13 protein-coding genes are annotated in these 18,459 nt (G+C 34.2%); 9 read left to right on the forward strand and 4 right to left on the reverse strand.

The features are described from left to right. The first annotated feature begins 4 nt into the window (after positions 1-4). The 3 genes from rpoC (at position 5) to ACXGQW_RS09595 (ending at position 5,233) form a co-directional block, all read left to right on the forward strand. Positions 5-4,297, forward strand: a complete 4,293-nt coding sequence (gene rpoC, locus ACXGQW_RS09585) for a DNA-directed RNA polymerase subunit beta' (protein ID WP_457822319.1) — start codon at positions 5-7, stop codon at positions 4,295-4,297. A gap of 98 nt (positions 4,298-4,395) precedes the next feature. Beyond that, complete coding sequence (locus ACXGQW_RS09590) at positions 4,396-4,707, forward strand: DUF3467 domain-containing protein (protein WP_457822321.1); 312 nt, start codon at positions 4,396-4,398, stop codon at positions 4,705-4,707. Continuing rightward, positions 4,694-5,233, forward strand: a complete 540-nt coding sequence (locus tag ACXGQW_RS09595) for a phosphatase PAP2 family protein (RefSeq protein ID WP_457822323.1) — start codon at positions 4,694-4,696, stop codon at positions 5,231-5,233. The genes ACXGQW_RS09590 and ACXGQW_RS09595 overlap by 14 nt, the downstream gene beginning before the upstream one ends. A gap of 268 nt (positions 5,234-5,501) precedes the next feature. Here ACXGQW_RS09595 and ACXGQW_RS09600 read toward each other — a convergent pair whose 3' ends face one another. Then, complete coding sequence (locus tag ACXGQW_RS09600; protein ID WP_457822325.1) at positions 5,502-7,010, reverse strand: sulfatase; 1,509 nt, start codon at positions 7,008-7,010, stop codon at positions 5,502-5,504. A gap of 371 nt (positions 7,011-7,381) precedes the next feature. On the opposite strand from ACXGQW_RS09600, the gene pheT reads away from it, so the two are divergent. From pheT to ACXGQW_RS09615, 3 genes are all read left to right on the forward strand, one after another. After that, positions 7,382-9,808 (forward strand): phenylalanine--tRNA ligase subunit beta, encoded by a 2,427-nt coding sequence (gene pheT / locus ACXGQW_RS09605; RefSeq protein WP_457822327.1) that lies wholly within the window; start codon positions 7,382-7,384, stop codon positions 9,806-9,808. A gap of 145 nt (positions 9,809-9,953) precedes the next feature. After that, a complete protein-coding gene (locus ACXGQW_RS09610) occupies positions 9,954-10,994 on the forward strand; it encodes a quinone-dependent dihydroorotate dehydrogenase (RefSeq protein WP_457822329.1) in 1,041 nt (346 codons plus the stop codon). Positions 10,995-11,003: 9 nt separating this feature from the next. Continuing rightward, positions 11,004-11,954, forward strand: coding sequence for a glycosyltransferase (locus ACXGQW_RS09615; protein WP_457822331.1), 951 nt, complete (start codon positions 11,004-11,006; stop codon positions 11,952-11,954). A 12-nt stretch (positions 11,955-11,966) separates the two neighbouring features. Here ACXGQW_RS09615 and ACXGQW_RS09620 read toward each other — a convergent pair whose 3' ends face one another. The 3 genes from ACXGQW_RS09620 to dnaB form a co-directional block, all read right to left on the reverse strand. Next, positions 11,967-12,509 carry a pyridoxamine 5'-phosphate oxidase family protein gene (locus ACXGQW_RS09620; RefSeq protein WP_457822333.1) on the reverse strand — a complete coding sequence of 181 codons (543 nt, stop codon included), beginning with the start codon at positions 12,507-12,509 and terminating at the stop codon, positions 11,967-11,969. Positions 12,510-12,710: 201 nt separating this feature from the next. Continuing rightward, the gene (locus tag ACXGQW_RS09625) at positions 12,711-13,694 is read right to left on the reverse strand and encodes a DnaB-like helicase C-terminal domain-containing protein (RefSeq protein WP_457822335.1); all 984 of its coding nucleotides are present in this window, start codon (positions 13,692-13,694) and stop codon (positions 12,711-12,713) included. A gap of 33 nt (positions 13,695-13,727) precedes the next feature. Beyond that, on the reverse strand, positions 13,728-15,245 hold the full coding sequence (gene dnaB / locus ACXGQW_RS09630; protein WP_457822337.1) for a replicative DNA helicase: 1,518 nt from the start codon (positions 15,243-15,245) through the stop codon (positions 13,728-13,730). A gap of 222 nt (positions 15,246-15,467) precedes the next feature. On the opposite strand from dnaB, the gene ACXGQW_RS09635 reads away from it, so the two are divergent. The 3 genes from ACXGQW_RS09635 to ACXGQW_RS09645 all read left to right on the forward strand — a co-directional run bounded on the left by ACXGQW_RS09635 (position 15,468) and on the right by ACXGQW_RS09645 (position 18,392). Next, positions 15,468-16,271, forward strand: a complete 804-nt coding sequence (locus ACXGQW_RS09635) for an HAD family hydrolase (protein ID WP_457822339.1) — start codon at positions 15,468-15,470, stop codon at positions 16,269-16,271. A gap of 75 nt (positions 16,272-16,346) precedes the next feature. Further along, positions 16,347-17,144, forward strand: a complete 798-nt coding sequence (locus ACXGQW_RS09640; protein ID WP_457822341.1) for a TrmH family RNA methyltransferase — start codon at positions 16,347-16,349, stop codon at positions 17,142-17,144. Beyond that, entirely contained in the window at positions 17,145-18,392 is a 1,248-nt protein-coding gene (locus ACXGQW_RS09645; RefSeq protein WP_457822343.1) for a M48 family metallopeptidase, read from the forward strand. The last annotated feature ends 67 nt before the right edge of the window (positions 18,393-18,459 follow it).

Below are 18,459 nucleotides of genomic sequence, written 5' to 3' on the forward strand. Positions count from 1 at the left end.
AATCATGGCAAGAAATAACGATAAAAACCCTACGCAAAAGAAGTTTGAAAAAATTTCTATTGGTTTAGCATCTCCAGAGTCTATTTTAGAGGCTTCTCACGGAGAGGTGTTAAAGCCAGAAACAATCAACTACCGTACACACAAACCAGAAAGAGATGGTTTATTTTGTGAGCGAATCTTTGGACCTATTAAAGATTTTGAATGTGCTTGTGGTAAGTACAAAAGAATTCGTTACAAAGGTATCGTGTGTGATCGTTGTGGTGTAGAAGTAACAGAAAAGAAAGTACGTAGAGATAGAGTTGGTCACATTAATTTAGTGGTGCCAATTGCTCATATTTGGTACTTTAGATCATTACCTAACAAAATGGGTTACCTTTTAGGGTTGCCATCTAAAAAGTTAGATATGATTATTTACTACGAAAGATACGTAGTAATTCAACCAGGTACAGCTACTCAGTTAGACGGAACTCCATTACAAAAAATGGATTTCTTAACTGAAGAAGAATACTTAGATATATTAGAAACAGTACCCTTAGAGAATAGATATTTGGACGACGAAGATCCAAACAAATTTATTGCTAAAATGGGAGCGGAGTGTTTAATTGAGTTGTTAGATCGTATTGATTTAGACTCTTTATCTTATGAATTAAGACACAAAGCAAATACAGAAACTTCTAAGCAACGTAAAACAGAAGCTTTAAAGCGTTTGAATGTTGTAGAAGCTTTCCGTGAATCTCAAAAAAATAGAGAAAACAACCCATCTTGGATGATATTAAAGGCCATTCCAGTAATTCCACCAGAATTACGTCCTTTAGTACCGTTAGATGGAGGTCGTTTTGCAACTTCTGATTTGAATGATTTATACCGTCGTGTCATTATTCGTAACAATCGTTTAAAGCGTTTGGTAGAAATTCAAGCTCCAGAAGTTATTTTGCGTAATGAAAAACGTATGTTGCAAGAATCAGTAGATTCATTGTTTGATAACACACGTAAATCATCAGCAGTAAAAACAGAATCTAACAGACCGTTAAAGTCTTTATCAGACTCTTTAAAAGGTAAACAAGGGCGTTTCCGTCAAAACCTATTAGGTAAACGTGTGGATTATTCTGCTCGTTCGGTAATTGTTGTTGGACCTACCATGAAATTGTCTGAATGTGGATTGCCAAAAGACATGGCAGCTGAATTGTACAAACCATTTATCATTCGTAAATTAATTGAGCGTGGTGTTGTAAAAACAGTAAAATCTGCTAAGAAAATTATAGATAAAAAGGAACCAGTCGTATGGGATATTTTAGAAAATGTAATTAAAGGTCACCCAGTTTTATTAAACCGTGCCCCTACATTACACCGTTTAGGAATCCAAGCTTTTCAACCTAAATTAATAGAAGGAAAAGCAATACAATTACATCCATTAGTATGTTCTGCCTTTAACGCCGATTTTGATGGTGACCAGATGGCCGTTCACTTGCCATTAGGACCAGAAGCTATTTTAGAAGCTCAAATGTTGTTGTTAGGATCTCATTCTATCTTAAACCCTGCTAATGGGGCTCCTATTACAGTACCTTCTCAGGATATGGTATTAGGTCTTTATTACATGACCAAGTTACGTGTTACTGATGAACAGTACACTGTTAAAGGTCAAGGGCTAACTTTCTATTCACCAGAAGAAGTAACAATTGCTTTTAACGAAAAAGCAATTGACTTAAATGCTGGAATTAGAGTTAGAACTCAAGATATTGACGAGAACGGAGAGCAAGTAACTAAAATTATAGAAACTACAGTAGGTAGAGTGTTGTTTAACGAACACGTACCAGCTGCAGCGGGTTACATTAATGAAGTATTAACTAAGAAATCTTTAAGAGGAATTATTGCTAAGGTTTTAAAAGCAACTGACATTCCTACTACAGGTAAATTCTTAGATGACATCAAAAATTTAGGATTTGGATTTGCATTCCGTGGAGGATTATCTTTCTCTTTAGGAGATATTATTATCCCTGCAGAAAAGAAGCAAATGATTGCTGATGCCAACGCAGAGGTAGATGTAATTATTCAAAACTATAATATGGGTATGTTAACGAACAAAGAACGTTACAACCAGGTTATTGATATATGGGGATCTACAAACAATCAATTGACAGAACTGTCCATGAAACGTTTGCGTGAAGATCAACAAGGATTCAACTCTGTATACATGATGCTTGATTCTGGAGCCCGTGGTTCTAAAGAGCAGATTCGTCAGTTAACAGGAATGCGTGGATTGATGGCTAAGCCTAAGAAGTCTACTGCATCAGGAGGAGAAATTATTGAAAACCCAATTTTATCTAACTTTAAGGAAGGTTTATCAATTTTAGAATATTTTATTTCTACGCACGGTGCTCGTAAAGGTCTTGCCGATACAGCCTTAAAGACTGCCGATGCTGGTTATTTAACACGTCGTTTGGTAGATGTTGCACAAGATGTAATTATCAACGAATTTGATTGTGGTACTTTAAGAGGTTTAGAAGTATCTCCATTAAAAAAGAATGATGAAATTGTTGAGCCATTAAGTGAGCGTATTGCGGGACGTGTTGCATTACACGATATTAAAGATCCTGTAAAGCACGAAGTTTTAGTTCCTGCGGGGGCAGAGATTACAGAAGAATTAGCTGCTGTAATAGAAGCTTCAGGTTTAGATACAGTTGAAGTAAGATCACCACTAACGTGCGAAACGAAGAGAGGTATCTGTTCTAAGTGTTATGGTCAATCTATGTCTTCAAGAAACATGGTTCAAATAGGAGAATCAGTTGGAGTTATTGCTGCACAATCTATTGGAGAACCTGGTACACAGTTAACACTACGTACGTTCCACGTTGGAGGGGTTGCAGGAAACATATCCGAAGACAACAAATTAACGGCTAAATTCAGTGGTAAGTTAGTAATTGATGATTTGGTAACCGTACAAGGTAAAAATCCTCAAGGAGAACCAGTAGAAATTGTGATTTCTCGTACTGCTGAAGCTAAAATCTTAGATGATAAAATTGGTACTGTTCTTAGTAATACAGTAATCCCTTACGGTTCTTATATCTTTGTAAATGGACAAACTTCTATTAACAAAGGAGATGCTATCTGTCAATGGGATCCATTTAACGGAGTAATTGTTTCTGAATTTGGAGGTAAAATTGCCTTTGAAGATTTAGAACAAGGAACAAACTTCTCTGTAGAAATAGATGAACAAACAGGTTTCCAAGAAAGAGTAATTACAGAATCTAAAGATAAAAAGAAAATACCTGCATTATTAATTCAGGATGCTGATGGAAATACTCAAAGATCTTACTCTTTACCACTAGGAGCACACTTAATGGTAGAAGATGGAGAAGCTATAGAAGTAGGTAAAACATTGGTTAAAATTCCTCGTAAGTCTGGTAAAGCGGGGGATATTACAGGAGGTTTACCTCGTGTAACGGAATTATTTGAAGCTCGTAACCCATCTAACCCAGCAGTTGTTGCTGAAACTGACGGTGTTGTTTCTTTTGGAAAAATCAAGCGTGGTAACCGTGAGATTATCGTAGAATCTAAGTATGGTGATATTAAGAAATATTTAATCAAACTATCCAATCAGATTTTAGTACAGGAGAATGATTACGTAAAAGCAGGAATGCCTTTATCTGATGGTTCTATTACTCCAGAAGATATTTTGAGAATCCAAGGACCTTCAAAAGTCCAAGAGTATATTGTAAACGAAATTCAAGAAGTTTACCGTTTACAAGGGGTGAAAATTAACGATAAGCATTATGAGGTAGTTGTACGTCAAATGATGCGTAAAGTTAGAATTATAGACTCAGGTGATACTTTGTTCTTAGAAAACTCGTTAGTCCATAAAAACGACTTTATTGAGAAAAATGATGAGATTTATGGAATGAAAGTAATTGAAGAAGCTGGAGCTTCTGAAAACTTCAAACCAGGTCAAATTATTTCTTCTCGTGAGTTAAGAGACGAAAATTCTAGATTAAAACGCGAAGACAAAGCGCTAATTGAAGCAAGAGATGCAAGACCAGCAACAGCTTCGCAAATATTACAAGGGATTACAAGAGCTTCTTTACAAACTAAATCATTTATCTCTGCAGCATCGTTCCAGGAAACAACTAAAGTGTTGAATGAGGCAGCTGTTAATGGTAAAATAGATTACTTAGAAGGATTGAAAGAAAATGTAATTGTTGGTAAGAAAATTCCTGCAGGTACAGGAATGAGAGCTTACAATAACATTATGGTAGGTCCTAAAGATGAAATAGAACAAAGCATAGCAAATATTGAAGAATAAGCTAAGCATTGAAATAAAAATGAACGGATTCCTGATGGAGTCCGTTTTTTTTTACTAAAATTTATATACTATTTTTATACTTTAAAAATAAAACGACAATGGAACAATCAAAAGATAAACAAGGAAATATCAATATTGAACTTTCCCCTGAAACTGCTGAAGGGACCTATGCCAATTTGGCTATTATCAATCACTCTAATTCTGAATTTGTAGTTGATTTTGTGAATATTATGCCTGGTTTACCCAAAGCAAAAGTAAAGTCTAGAATTATATTAACTCCGCAACATGCCAAAAGGTTGGCTCAAGCATTGATAGATAATATTAGCAGATTTGAGGCTCAAGTAGGTGAAATTAAGGAATATGAGCAACAAGACTACCCAATAAATTTCGGACCCGTTGGAGAGGCTTAAAATTTTTATACTGATAGCATCCCTTACTTTTTATTCAAAAGTAAACGCGCAATCCGCTATCGAAAGAATTGGAGATTACGGATTGTACTCGTTACCAGTAATTGCACTTGGTACGACCGTGTTAGAAAAAGATTTTAAAGGAAGTAAAATGTTTGCCAAATCTGGAGCAGCAAACCTAGCGATAACTTTTGGGTTAAAAGCTTTGATAGAAAAAGAAAGACCTAATGGAGAAAATTTAAAGTCGTTTCCTTCTGCCCACACGTCAATTACTTTTCAAAGCGCTGCTTTTATTCAGAGGAGGTACGGTTGGAAATACGCTGTACCTATGTATATTATGGCAGGATATACAGGGTTTAGTAGGGTACACGTAAAAAAACATTTTATAGAAGATGTTTTGGCAGGGGCTTCCATAGGTGTTTTGTCTTCTTATTTATTTACTAGAAAAAGAAAAGTCAAAAGGGACACCTATTTTTCTTTCGGAAAAAAAGGGTCATCATACGCAATTGTATACAAACACACTTTCTAAAAGTTTTAGATTTAAACTCGTTTCATCGTACATTAAAAGTGCTGCCGTAAAGTGTGAGATCAGTAGCGATGAAAGTATTGCAATGATAACACTTTATAGATATCGATTTTTATAGGATACAATTTTGTAAAATAATTCAAGTACAAAAAGACAGCTACACCTATAGCTGTCTTTTTTTAGGTTAAAAAAGAGTCCAATGTTTTATAATTTGATTGAATAGATACCACAATTCAATAGTGTTGATTATGTGATCTTCGCGAATAATTTGTTATTTAAACACTTTTTTAAACTTGGGATTTAGTTTCGGAATGACAGCTCCCACGCTTGCTAAATATTTATCGAGTTCCGATTTCATTAAAACCACCTTTTGAGGCATCAATTCAGCTAGATTTTTAGTTTCTCCCATATCGTTATATACATCAAAAAGTAACACATCTTGTTGATGATAATTTACAATTAACTTGTATTGGTCTTGGCAAATGGCACTGCTAGGATAACTCCCTTCTCCTTGATAGTGTGGAAAGTGCCAATACAAAGTGTTTCTATCAATTTCCTTACCCTTCATTAAGGGGACAAGACTAGTTCCGTCTAAATGTTGATTAGTTTTTAGAGGAAGTCCTATCATTTCTAAAATGGTAGGATAAAAATCGGTACTAGTGACCATTTTATCAGATTGCATTCCAGGTTGTGTTACTCCTGGCCAATGAATGAGTAAAGGAGTTCTCAAACCTCCTTCAAAAGTAAAAGTCTTTCCTCCTCTAAGCGGATAAACGGCCGTAGGGGGAGAATGAAAAAATGCTGTGCGTCCACCATTGTCACCCGTGATCACAATAATAGTATTGTCATACAAACTTTTGTCTTTTAGAGCTTGTACCAGTTTACCTATATTTTCATCTAGAGTTGCCAGTTCACCTGCATAGTCTGGAGAATTTTGATGTTTATTGTAAGGTTGATGTGCATATGGATCATGTATTTTAGATGCTTCCTTGGTAAGCTTTGGTAGTTTATTAGCTTTTTTTGTGAATTTTTCCAACTCAGGTTTTTTAGAAGCAATAGGGGCATGCATGGCAAAATGAGCCAAATATAAAAAGAAGGGTTTGTCTCGTTCTTTCTCTACAAATTTAATAGCATTCTCAGTAATTTTATCTGTAAAATTATCTCCCTCTTTAGCATTTGGGAAATAATGTGGATGTCCTCTAAAAGGATAAAACATAGAACAACCGTTGGCTTCTACGACTGCCATTTGCTTGTCAAAACCATGTTTGGCTGGCCCTCCTGTGAGTTTGAATTTACCCATATGCCATTTTCCATAAAAGGCAGTCTCATACCCAGAACTTTGTAAGGTTTCTCCAAGGGTAACTTCGGAATCGTTAATGGCTTTATTTTTAGGTTTTGGACAGAGAACTACTTGCTCTTCCAACGAATGTTTAGGCCAATTATCGCTACCAGGCAGCCATTGAGTAACTCCGTGCCTTGCAGGATTTTTACCAGTCATAATACTAATCCTCGTGGGGGAACACATAGGACTTGGAGTATAACACCTATCAAATCTCATAAATTCTTTAGACAGCTTATCTAAGTTTGGAGTTTCGTAAAAAGTAGAGCCATTATATCCCACATCATTCCATCCAAAATCATCAACCAAAATAAAAATAACATTGGGTTTTCCTGCTTTTTGAGAGAGGCCTTTAATATGAATTAGAAAGAAGGCCAGTAAAACTAAATACTTTACAAATAGTGAATTTGATACTCTTTTTTTGATAAGTGTTCTTTTCATATCTCAACTTGTTTTTTTGAACAGACTATGGATAACAGGATATAGTTACGCGATTTTGAAAGTTAATTTCTCTACTACAATCCTAAGTTAACTTTTTAATATTCAGTTGCAAAATTTGTTGTTTGCAATTTTTAGAGGTCAATTTTCGGTTTTAAAGTGGTGATTAAAGTTCAGTAATTACGAGCGCTGTAAGCTGTATCTGGCTTTATTTCCGTTAAAACTATAATCGACAACCTAAGACAGCCAATTAGTGTATAACAAATAGAGAAGATAGTCTTAATTTTTAAAGATGAAATTTCATAAAAGCTAATTCGCAATTATCAGATGAGAGTTGTAAATTTGCGCTCTTATTTATAAAGAATTTCGAACAGATGAAGATATCATACAACTGGTTAAAGCAATTTATTAAGATTGACTGGGAAGCAGAAAAAACTGGTGAATTGTTAACCGATTTAGGTTTAGAAGTTGAGGGGATAGAGAAGGTTGAATCTATAAAAGGTAGTTTGACAGGTGTTGTTGTAGGTGAAGTTTTAACTTGTGAAAAACATCCCAATGCAGATAAACTGAGCGTTACTACTGTAAATGTTGGAGGTGAAACACCCATTCAGGTAGTGTGTGGAGCCCCTAATGTTGCAGCTGGACAGAAAGTACCTGTAGCAACTGTGGGTACTGTGTTGTATGATGATAAAGGAGAAGGATTTAAAATTAAGAAAGGTAAAATTAGAGGAGAAGAGAGTTTTGGAATGATCTGTGCCGAGGACGAATTAGGGTTGGGTAAAGGTCATGACGGAATCATGGTGTTGGAAGCTAATTTAGTACCTGGTACTCCTGTTGCCGAAGTATTTGATATTGAAATAGACGAAGTTTTTGAAATTGGTTTAACACCTAACCGCGCAGATGCGATGAGTCACTTAGGTGTGGCTAGAGATTTACGTGCAGGTTTGATGCAGCAAGGAATTCAAAAAGAATTAATTTCGCCTTCTGTGAGCGACTTTCACGTATATGAACGATTGATGAAGTTTGATATTCACGTAAAAGACTTTGACTTGACACCCAAGTATGCGGGTGTTGCAATTACAGATGTTAAAATAGCGGATTCTCCAGAGTGGTTACAAAATAAACTAAAAGCAATTGGCGTTAAGCCTCTAAATAATGTGGTAGATATTACCAATTACGTATTGCACGAATTAGGTCAGCCACTACACGCTTTTGATGCCAATAAAATTACAGGAAACAAGGTAACCATTACTACGTTAGAAGAGGGAACCAAATTTACCACTTTAGATGGTGTGGAGCGAACATTGAGCAGTGAGGATTTAATGATTTGCGATGGAAACGAAACTCCTTTATGTATTGCAGGAGTATTAGGTGGTTTAGAGTCTGGAGTTACAGAGAACACAACCTCAGTCTTTTTAGAAGCGGCTTACTTTAATCCTGTTTCTGTGCGTAAAACAGCCAAACGTCACGGATTAAACACAGATGCATCTTTTCGATTTGAAAGAGGAATTGATCCCAATGGAACAAAATATGCTTTGATTAGAGCAGCTTTATTGATAGAGGAAATTGCTGGAGGTAAAACGGTATCAGATGTAGATGTAGTTTACCCGAATAAGATTGAAGATTTTGAAGTTTTTATGTCTTATGAAAATGTGGCAAGAGTTATCGGTCAAGAATTGCCTAAAGATACTATCAAAAATATTTTGGCTTCTTTAGAGATTAAAATCAACAGCGAAACTGAAGGAGGTTTAGGATTGGTTGTACCAGCTTATAGAGTTGATGTACAAAGAGAAGCTGATATAGTTGAAGAAATTTTACGTGTGTACGGATACAATAATATAGAATTTTCTCATAAACTAAACACTTCCATAGAATCCTCTAAATTTGATGGAGTTAAAACCGAAAATACCGTTGCTGAGCAATTGAGAGTACAAGGGTTTAACGAAACTATGGCAAACTCCTTAACTAAAGCCTCTTACATTGATTTGTCTGCTAATTTAAACGCAGAGAACAACGTAGAAATGTTAAATCCCCTAAGTGGAGATTTGGCAGTGATGAGACAATCATTGTTATTTAGTGGTTTGGAATCTGTTGCTTACAATATTAATAGAAAGAATAACGATATTAAATTTTACGAATTTGGGAAAACCTATCATAAATTTAATGCTGAATACGATGAGCAAAAGCACCTAACTTTATTTGTATCGGGTAACAGAAATAAAGAATCTTGGAACGCAGGAAAACAAAGCACAGATTTTTATTACATAAAAGCTGTTGTAACGGGAGTTTTAGAAAGGTTAGGGCACAGCAATATAAAAGTAACTCCAACTAAAAATGATGTTTTTTCTGAAGGATTAACATTGAGCTTAGGAAAAATGAAATTGGTTGATGTTGGGATGGTCAGTCCAAGAATACTAAAAGAATTTGGAATTAAGCAAGAGGTTTTTTACGCTGATTTTAATTGGGATACGATTCTAAAAATTTCACAGAACAATAAATTAAAAGTAACCCCATTACCAAAATATCCATCAGTAAAAAGAGATTTGGCTTTGTTATTAGATGATAGTGTTGCGTTTAAAGATTTATATCATGCAGCATTTCAATCTGAAAAAAAGTTATTGAAAGAAGTAGACTTGTTTGACGTATATGAAGGAGATAAACTGCCTAGAGGAAAAAAATCATACGCGATGAGTTTTGTATTACAAGATGAAAATAAAACTTTAGAAGAAAAGCAGATTGAAAAAATTATGAATAAGCTTCAGAATTCTTTTGAAAAGCAATTTGAGGCAAGCTTGAGATAATATTGAGCAGCTTCTATATAAAAAAACTCATCTACTTTAGATGAGTTTTTTTTATGGTTAAAAATTGATTTGAACTTAAAAAAATGTATGGTTCAGATGTTAAATACTATTAGTAAATTTGTAAACAACAAAACAAACATCTAGTATGAGTTTATATACAAACCTAATACGACCACTATTTTTTCAATTCGATCCGGAAAAAGTCCACTATTTTACTTTTGACATGATTAAAATACTATCCAAAATTCCTGGAGTACCCTCAATCACAAGAGCTATATATAAAGTAGAAGACATAAGACTAGAAAAAGAATTATTTGGTATTAGATTTCAAAACCCTGTGGGTTTAGCAGCAGGTTTCGATAAAAATGCAGTGTTGTTTAACGAATTGGCAGATTATGGTTTTGGTTTTATAGAAATAGGTACAGTAACTCCCAAAGGTCAAGTAGGAAATCCTAAAAAGAGATTATTCCGTCTAAAGGACGACCAAGGAATTATCAATAGAATGGGGTTTAATAACGATGGAGTTGATGCGGCTATTCAGAATTTAAGGAAAAATAAAGGTAAAGTTATTGTTGGCGGAAATATTGGAAAAAATACGGATATCCCAACAGAACAGTACACGCAAGACTATTGTGAGGTTTTTGAAGCTTTGCACCCGTATGTAGATTATTTCGTGTTAAACGTAAGTTGTCCTAACGTGGGGAGTCATGCTAAATTAGGAGATAAAGATTATTTACTGGAGTTAATTGCTGCGGTACAAAAGTTAAACAATGCAAAAAAGGAACAAAGGCCTATTTTGCTAAAAATAGCCCCAGATTTAAACAACAGTCAGCTTGACGAGATTATTGAAATTGTAGCAGAGACTAAGATTGATGGAGTTATCGCATCCAATACATCTGTAAATAGACAAGGATTAAGGACTACAGATGAAAGATTAAGCGAAATTGGAAATGGAGGATTGAGTGGAAAACCCATCAAAGAAAGAAGTACTGCCACCGTTAAATATCTATCAGAAAAATCTAATAAAGCATTCCCTATTATTGGTGTAGGAGGAATTCATTCTGCAGAGGATGCTTTAGAAAAAATTAATGCAGGTGCAGATTTGGTACAGGTTTATACAGGTTTTATTTACGAAGGGCCTTCATTGGTTAAAAAGATCAATAAGGCTATTTTAAAGACTTTGTAATACGAACTTATGTATTCTTTTATAGTGCCTCTTTACAATCGTCCTGATGAAATAGACGAATTACTGTATAGCTTAACGCAACAAAATTATAAGAAACCTTTTGAGGTAATTGTGGTTGAGGATGGTTCCAATAATAACGCTACAGAAATTGTTAATAGCTATCAAGATAAATTACACATACAATATTTTCTGACTCAAAACCAAGGTGCAGGAATGGCTCGCAATTATGGAATGCAGCGAGCTAAAGGGGATTATTTTATTGTTTTAGATTCAGATGTTTTAGTGCCGTCTAATTATCTAAACGAGGTAGATAAATCATTACAAAAAAATTATACTGATGCTTTTGGAGGGCCTGATGCAGCACATCCTTCTTTTACGCCACTTCAAAAAGCTATCAATTTTTCTATGACGTCTTTTTTAACCACAGGAGGGATTAGAGGTAAAAAAAAATCGGTAGGGAAATTCCAGCCAAGAAGTTTTAATCTAGGGATGTCCAAAAAAGCATTCGAAGCTACTCAAGGTTTTTCCAGTATGAAAATTGGAGAAGATATAGATTTGTCTTTTAGGCTGTGGGAAAATGGTTTTAATACTCAGTTAATACCTACTGCATTTGTGTATCATAAGCGTAGAAATACCATAGATTCTTTTTTTACACAGACTTATAGATTTGGGCAAGCGAGACCTGTATTAAATAAAAAATATCCTGGAACAGCAAAGTTAACTTATTGGTTTCCTAGTTTATTTATTTTAGGATTTATAGCCTCATCAATACTATTTATGTTTGGTAGTTGGGGGGTGATAACGCTTTACTACTTGTATTTTATGTTGTTGTTCATGAGTTCTTTGCTATACAATAAAAACGTGATTGTAGCTTTTTTAACGATTATAACTACGCTAGTGCAAATGTCTGGTTATGGTTTTGGATTTTTAAAGTCTACATTTAAAAATAATAGTAACTAAACGAGATTGCTGCTACCCTAAAATATTAGTATCAAATCCGTCAATACTCTTTGTGTTTTTTTCTTCCCAATAGGCCTCTATTTTTTGTTGACCTTTGTTTTGTGCCCAATCTTTTAAAACAGTTCTATCTTCTTTATAGTCCATTAGGGGAACAGCAAAACCACAAGAAGTCTGAACCAAATCAACTTTCATTTCTATTACTTGTCTTGCTCCAGGTGTAGTGGGGAATAAGGAAATAAGTCGATGATATTCTTGATCTCTAGGATGAAATATTTTGGCAGTTCCGTAAAGTCTTAGAATCAAAGGTTTGCCTTCGAAAGCGCAAAACAGAATAGTCATTCTATCATTTTTTAACAAGTGTGCAGCCGTTTCGTTTCCACTCCCCGTTAAATTTAACCATACAATTTTATTGGAGTTGATTATTCTAAAAGAATCCATGCCTTTGGGAGATACATTTACGTTCCCCTCAGTAGCTGCTGTTCCTACAAAAAATATTTTTTGCTGTTCAATAAATTCTTGAAGTCTTTGATCGATGGACTCTAATTTCTTTCCCATATTGAGTTTTTTATTAAAAGTACAAAACCACTTTATAATGTAGGTTTATTTGTAATTAAATAATAAGATTGTGAATTTCTAACATTCATCAGAATGGCAATAAGTAGATGATTGTTAGATAACATAGAAACGTCACTCATAACCAAATTTATAAGTGACGTTTCTATGTTATACTCAGATTTTAATCTGCTAAATGTTTGATTAAAAAGGAACATCATCATCTGGTGCTACAGGAGCATCAAAAGCATCTGCGGGATTAATACTGCCAGATATTTCATTAAAAGCATTCATAGATTTATCTAGTTCCTTTTTGTTACTTTTTTCTAAATCAGAGAACTCCGCTAAATGTCTTCTAAACTTTAATCTAATATTATCCAAACTTCCATTACGGTTTTTAGCAATAATAAACTCTCCTTGTCCTTCGCATGGAGTATGATCGTCATCATCCCATTCTGTCATTCCATAATATTCAGGGCGGAAAATAAAAGAGACAATATCGGCATCATACTCAATAGAGCCAGATTCTCTTAAATCATGGAGAAGAGGTCTTTTACTACCTCCACGAGTTTCCACAGAACGAGATAATTGAGATAAAGCAATAATTGGTAGGTCCAACTCTTTAGCAAGACCTTTTAAATTCCTAGAAATATATGAAATCTCTTGTTCTCGGTTCACGAGATGTTTTTGACCGGTTCTCATTAATTGAATACAATCAATAAAAATAATCTTAATATTTTTTTCTTTAATTAACTTAATCACTCTCGTTTTTAAATCATTTAAAGATAAAGAAGGTGTATCGTCTACAAAAATTGGGGCTTTGCATAAACGTTTAGTATTGGAGTTTACAATCTCTAATTCATAAGGTTCTAAATTTCCTTTTCTCAGTTTTTCTAAAGTTATGCCAGTTTCAATTGAAATAATTCGAGATACTAATTGTTCTGAAGACATTTCTAGGGTAAAATAAGCGACACCTATGTCAAAATCAACAGATATGTTTCTAGCCATAGAAATAGCAAAAGAGCTTTTACCCATACTAGGTCTCGAAGCCAAAACTATTAAATCGGAATTTTGCCAGCCATTTGTATGTTTATCAATATGAACAAATCCTGAGGGAATACCAGATAAAAAACCTGCACGTTGAATTTTTTCAATACTCTTATTAATTATTTTATAGATTTGATTCATGATATTTTTTAATAAAGATTCTAGTGAGTGATATCAAAAAGGAACTTCATCATCATCTGGAGCTACAGGAGCATCAAAGGCATCTGCAGGAGTAATACTACCAGATATTTCGTTAAAAGCATTCATAGAAGATTCTAACTGTCCCCCAAAATCATCTTCTAAATCAGAAAACTTAGCCAAGTGTCCAGTAAATTTTAATCTAATATTATCTAAACCACCGTTACGATGCTTTGCAACAATAAATTCTCCTTGTCCTTCACACGGAGTATGATCATCATCATCCCATTCTGTCATCCCATAATATTCAGGACGGAAAATAAAGGAAACAATATCGGCATCCTGTTCAATTGCACCAGATTCACGTAAATCTGAAAGTAACGGACGTTTACTACCTCCACGAGTTTCTACAGAACGAGATAACTGAGACAGTGCAATAACAGGAATATGTAATTCTTTTGCTAGGGCTTTAAGGTTACGAGAAATCATAGAAATTTCTTGTTCACGATTTCCTCCTGCAGCACCTCCAGCAGTCATTAACTGCAAGTAGTCAATTACAATAATTTTAATATCGTGTTGAGACTTTAATCTTCGAGCCTTTGCACGCAAATCAAAAATGGATAGCGATGGAGTATCATCAATAAAAATAGGAGCTTCAGATAAATTTTTAACCTTAACGTTTAATTGTTCCCACTCATGAGGTTCTAAAGTACCTTTTCTTAATTTTTCTGATGATAGCCCTGTTTCAGAAGAAATCATACGAGTAATTAGCTGTACAGAAGACATCTCTAAAGAAAATACGGCAACACCATGGTTAAAGTCGATAGCCATATTTTTGGCCATAGAAATAACAAAGGCTGTTTTACCCATACCAGGACGTGCAGCAATAATAATTAAATCCGAAGGCTGCCAACCAGAAGTTAGCGCATCTAATTTGGTAAAGCCAGTTGCATATCCAGACATCCCCTCTCTACCACTAAGTTCTTCAATCTTTTTTAGTGCTTGTCTAACTAGGGAATCAGATTTTTCTGAACTCTTTTTTAAGTTTCCTTGCGTTACCTCAAAAAATTTGGTTTCGGCCATATCTAGCAAATCAAAAACATCAGCAGTTTCGTCGTATGACTTCTCAATGATATCACTCGAAATGGTGATCAATTGACGTTGAATGTATTTTTGTAAAATAATACGAGCATGAAATTCAATATGTGCAGAAGAAGATACTTTTTGCGTTAATTCTATCAAATAAAAATCTCCACCCACCATATTTAGTTTTCCATCCTTTTTTAACTGGTTAGAAACTGTTAATAAGTCCGTAGGTTCTGAATTTTGAAACAAAGTATGAATAGCTGCATAAATAGCTTGATGTTGCTCTTTGTAAAAGGCATCAGGATGCAAAATATCAATCACAGCATCAATCCCTTTTTTATCAATCATCATAGCACCAAGCACAGCAGTTTCCATATCTACTGCCTGTGGTGGGATTTTTCCATTGGCTAAATTGACAATTTTAGTCTTGTCAATTTTTTTTCCAGAAAAGCTTTTAGTTTGTTCCATAGGGTTCACAAATTTAAATGATATTCTTTATTTACGATTGTTTTTTAAAGGTTAATCTCTACAAAATATGTTAATAACTTTTATTTTGTTGATAACTCATTGCAAGCCATAGAGCTGGTAAGGGTTGATCAGTTTTTTACAATTTGTTTTAATAGATAGTGGTAGAATAATGTTTACTTTTATCTCAGATAAATCTCGAATTTTAATTTAAAAATCAGAAAAGTGAGTTTAGCAGATGTAAAATTGATAGTAACAGATATGGATGGCACGTTGCTAGATGCTAACCACGAGGTAAGTAGCTTGTTTTTTAAACAATTTGAGTTGTTAAAAAAGCACGAGATTAAATTTGTAGCAGCGAGTGGAAGACAGTACCATAGCATTTTGCAGAAGTTAAAATCTATAGAAAATGATATTACCATTGTAGCAGAAAACGGAGCTTATGTGGTGAAAAATGGAAAGGAATTGTTTTCTAACGCTTTTAACAGAGAAGAAGCCCTAAAATTCGTAAAAATAGCGCAACAAATCCCAGAGGTGTACTTGGTATTAGCAGGAAAAAAGAAAGCCTATTACCTTGATACGGACACAGAATTGGTAAAACTGGTTTCTGAGTATTACAGCGAATACGAATTGCTCAAGAATTTTGATACGTTACCTAACGATGATATTTTAAAGTTGGCTTTGTATCATCCTAAAGGTTCGGAAGCCTATATTTATCCCCATTTAGAACAATTTGCAAGTGATTGGCAAATAAAGGTTTCTGGAGAGTTTTGGGTAGATATCGCCTTAAAAACGAATCACAAGGGAAATGCAGTAGCCAGAATCCAAAAAGCTTTAAATATCTCAGAAAAAGAAACGATGGCTTTTGGAGACTATCAGAACGATATTGAAATGCTGAAAAAAGCTCGGTACAGCTATGCTATGCAAAATGCCCATCCAGATGTTTTAGAGATCGCGAATTATAAAACATTGTCTAATGACCAAAATGGAGTAGAAGCGGTCATAGAAAAGTTATTGAATCAATTGTAAGTTGCCCCTAATTATTAGGCAGTAATTCAAATTTATTAAATGTATTTTTGCTAACGATTATACAGAGTAAAATATATGCATAAGCAAATTAATAGCGTACAAAATACGTTTATAAAATCGTTGGTGGTTTTAGGTGAGAAATCTAAGGCAAGAAAACAATCAAAAACCTTTTTAGTAGAAGGAAAGAGAGAAATTTCTTTGGCTGTGCAAGGAGGATATAAAATTAAACAGTTGCTATATTTCCCAGCCCTTTTATCTACAGATTTTAATGTTACGAATATTGGTGCAGAGGAATATATTGAAGTTAGCAAAGAGGTTTACGAAAAAATAGCTTACAGGTCTACCACGGAGGGTTTGTTAGCTGTGATCTACGATAAAATTTTAAATTTAGAAAGCTTGCAATACAAAACATCTTCTCCCTTAATTTTGGTTGCGGAAGCACCCGAAAAACCAGGGAATATAGGAGCTATGTTAAGAACAGCGGATGCTGCTAATGTAGATGCTGTATTGATTGCCAATCCTAAAACAGATTTGTTCAATCCCAACATTATAAGGTCTAGTGTAGGATGTATATTTACTACTCAAATAGCTACAGGGACTACCCAAGAAATTTTAAACTACTTAAAAGAACAACGCATAAAAACTTACGCAGCTGCTCTTAAAGATGATGCAAAAAATTATCATGAACAAAACTTTGTTAGCGCAACAGCTATTGTGGTTGGTACAGAAGCTGTGGGTTTAAGCGACGAGTGGTTAGATGCTGCGGATGAAAAAATTATAATTCCCATGCTTGGTAAAATAGATTCTATGAACGTTTCTGTAGCTGCTGGAATATTGGTTTATGAAGCTAAAAGACAACGAAAATTTAAATAAATGACAGGAAATATTTTGTTCATCATTATCATTACAATTTTGGTGGTAAATTATGTTAAAGAAGAAGTCATTAGTTTTGTAAACTCAAAACACTTTAATGATCCAATACCACAAGAACTATCTGATGTTTATGATGGTGAAGCGTATAAAAAATCTCAAGCTTATAAGCTAACAAACTACAAGTTTTCTAGTATTTCTGGAATGGTGTCATTTGTAATTACGTTGCTGTTTTTTTTACTAGGAGGAGTAACAATTGTACAACAATGGTCAGAACAAATCACTAGTAATCCCTTATTACAAACATTGGTGTTTTTCGGAATTATTGGGGGAGCGAGTTCTGTAATACAAATTCCTTTTGGTTATTATCACACATTTGTAATAGAGGAGAAATTTGGGTTTAATAAAACGAGCAAAAAACTTTTCTGGGTAGATAAACTTAAAGGATTGCTAATGACCTCAATGATAGGTGGAGGTTTGTTGCTGCTAATTACTTGGTTGTATTATCAAACAAACTCTTTGTTTTGGTTGTATGCGTGGGGAGTATTCTCAGTATTTACTGTTTTTTTAACCCTGTTTTATTCGACCTTAATCGTTCCCTTATTTAATAAACAAACTCCTTTAGAGAATGGAACTTTAAAAGATAAGCTCTATGCTTATGCTAAAGAACAAGGATTTAGACTCGATAATATTTTTGTAATCGATGGTTCTAAAAGATCTACCAAAGCGAATGCCTATTTTTCGGGTTTCGGACCCAAAAAAAGAATCGTGTTGTACGACACTTTAATCAACGATTTAAGTGAAGAAGAAATTGTAGCAGTTTTTGCTCACGAGGTTGGACACTACAAAAGAAAGCACACTATTTTCAATGTCATAGTATCTCTGCTATTAACAGGGTTTACTTTATTTATATTAGGAACATTACTAGGTAATTCTTTATTGGCGGATGCTTTTAATATTAAAGAGAGTAATTTTCACGTTGGTTTGCTAGCATTTGGAATTTTATACAGCCCTATTTCCGAATTTACTGGAGTTATTATGAATATTATTTCTAGAAAATTTGAGTACCAAGCGGATGATTTTGCCAAAGAAACCTACGAAGGAAACTATTTAATATCTTCTCTAAAAAAATTATCTAAGAACAGTTTAAGTAATTTGACTCCGCACAAATGGAATGTGTTTTTTCACTATTCGCATCCTACATTATTACAGCGTGTTTTGAATTTAAAAAACCCTGTTCATCTTAGATAAAATCATTATATTTAATACTTAAGAATATCTAAAGTTACTGATGGTTACCCTGCGGAGGTATTATCAG

The sequence above is a fragment of the Wenyingzhuangia sp. IMCC45533 genome, from assembly GCF_054111225.1.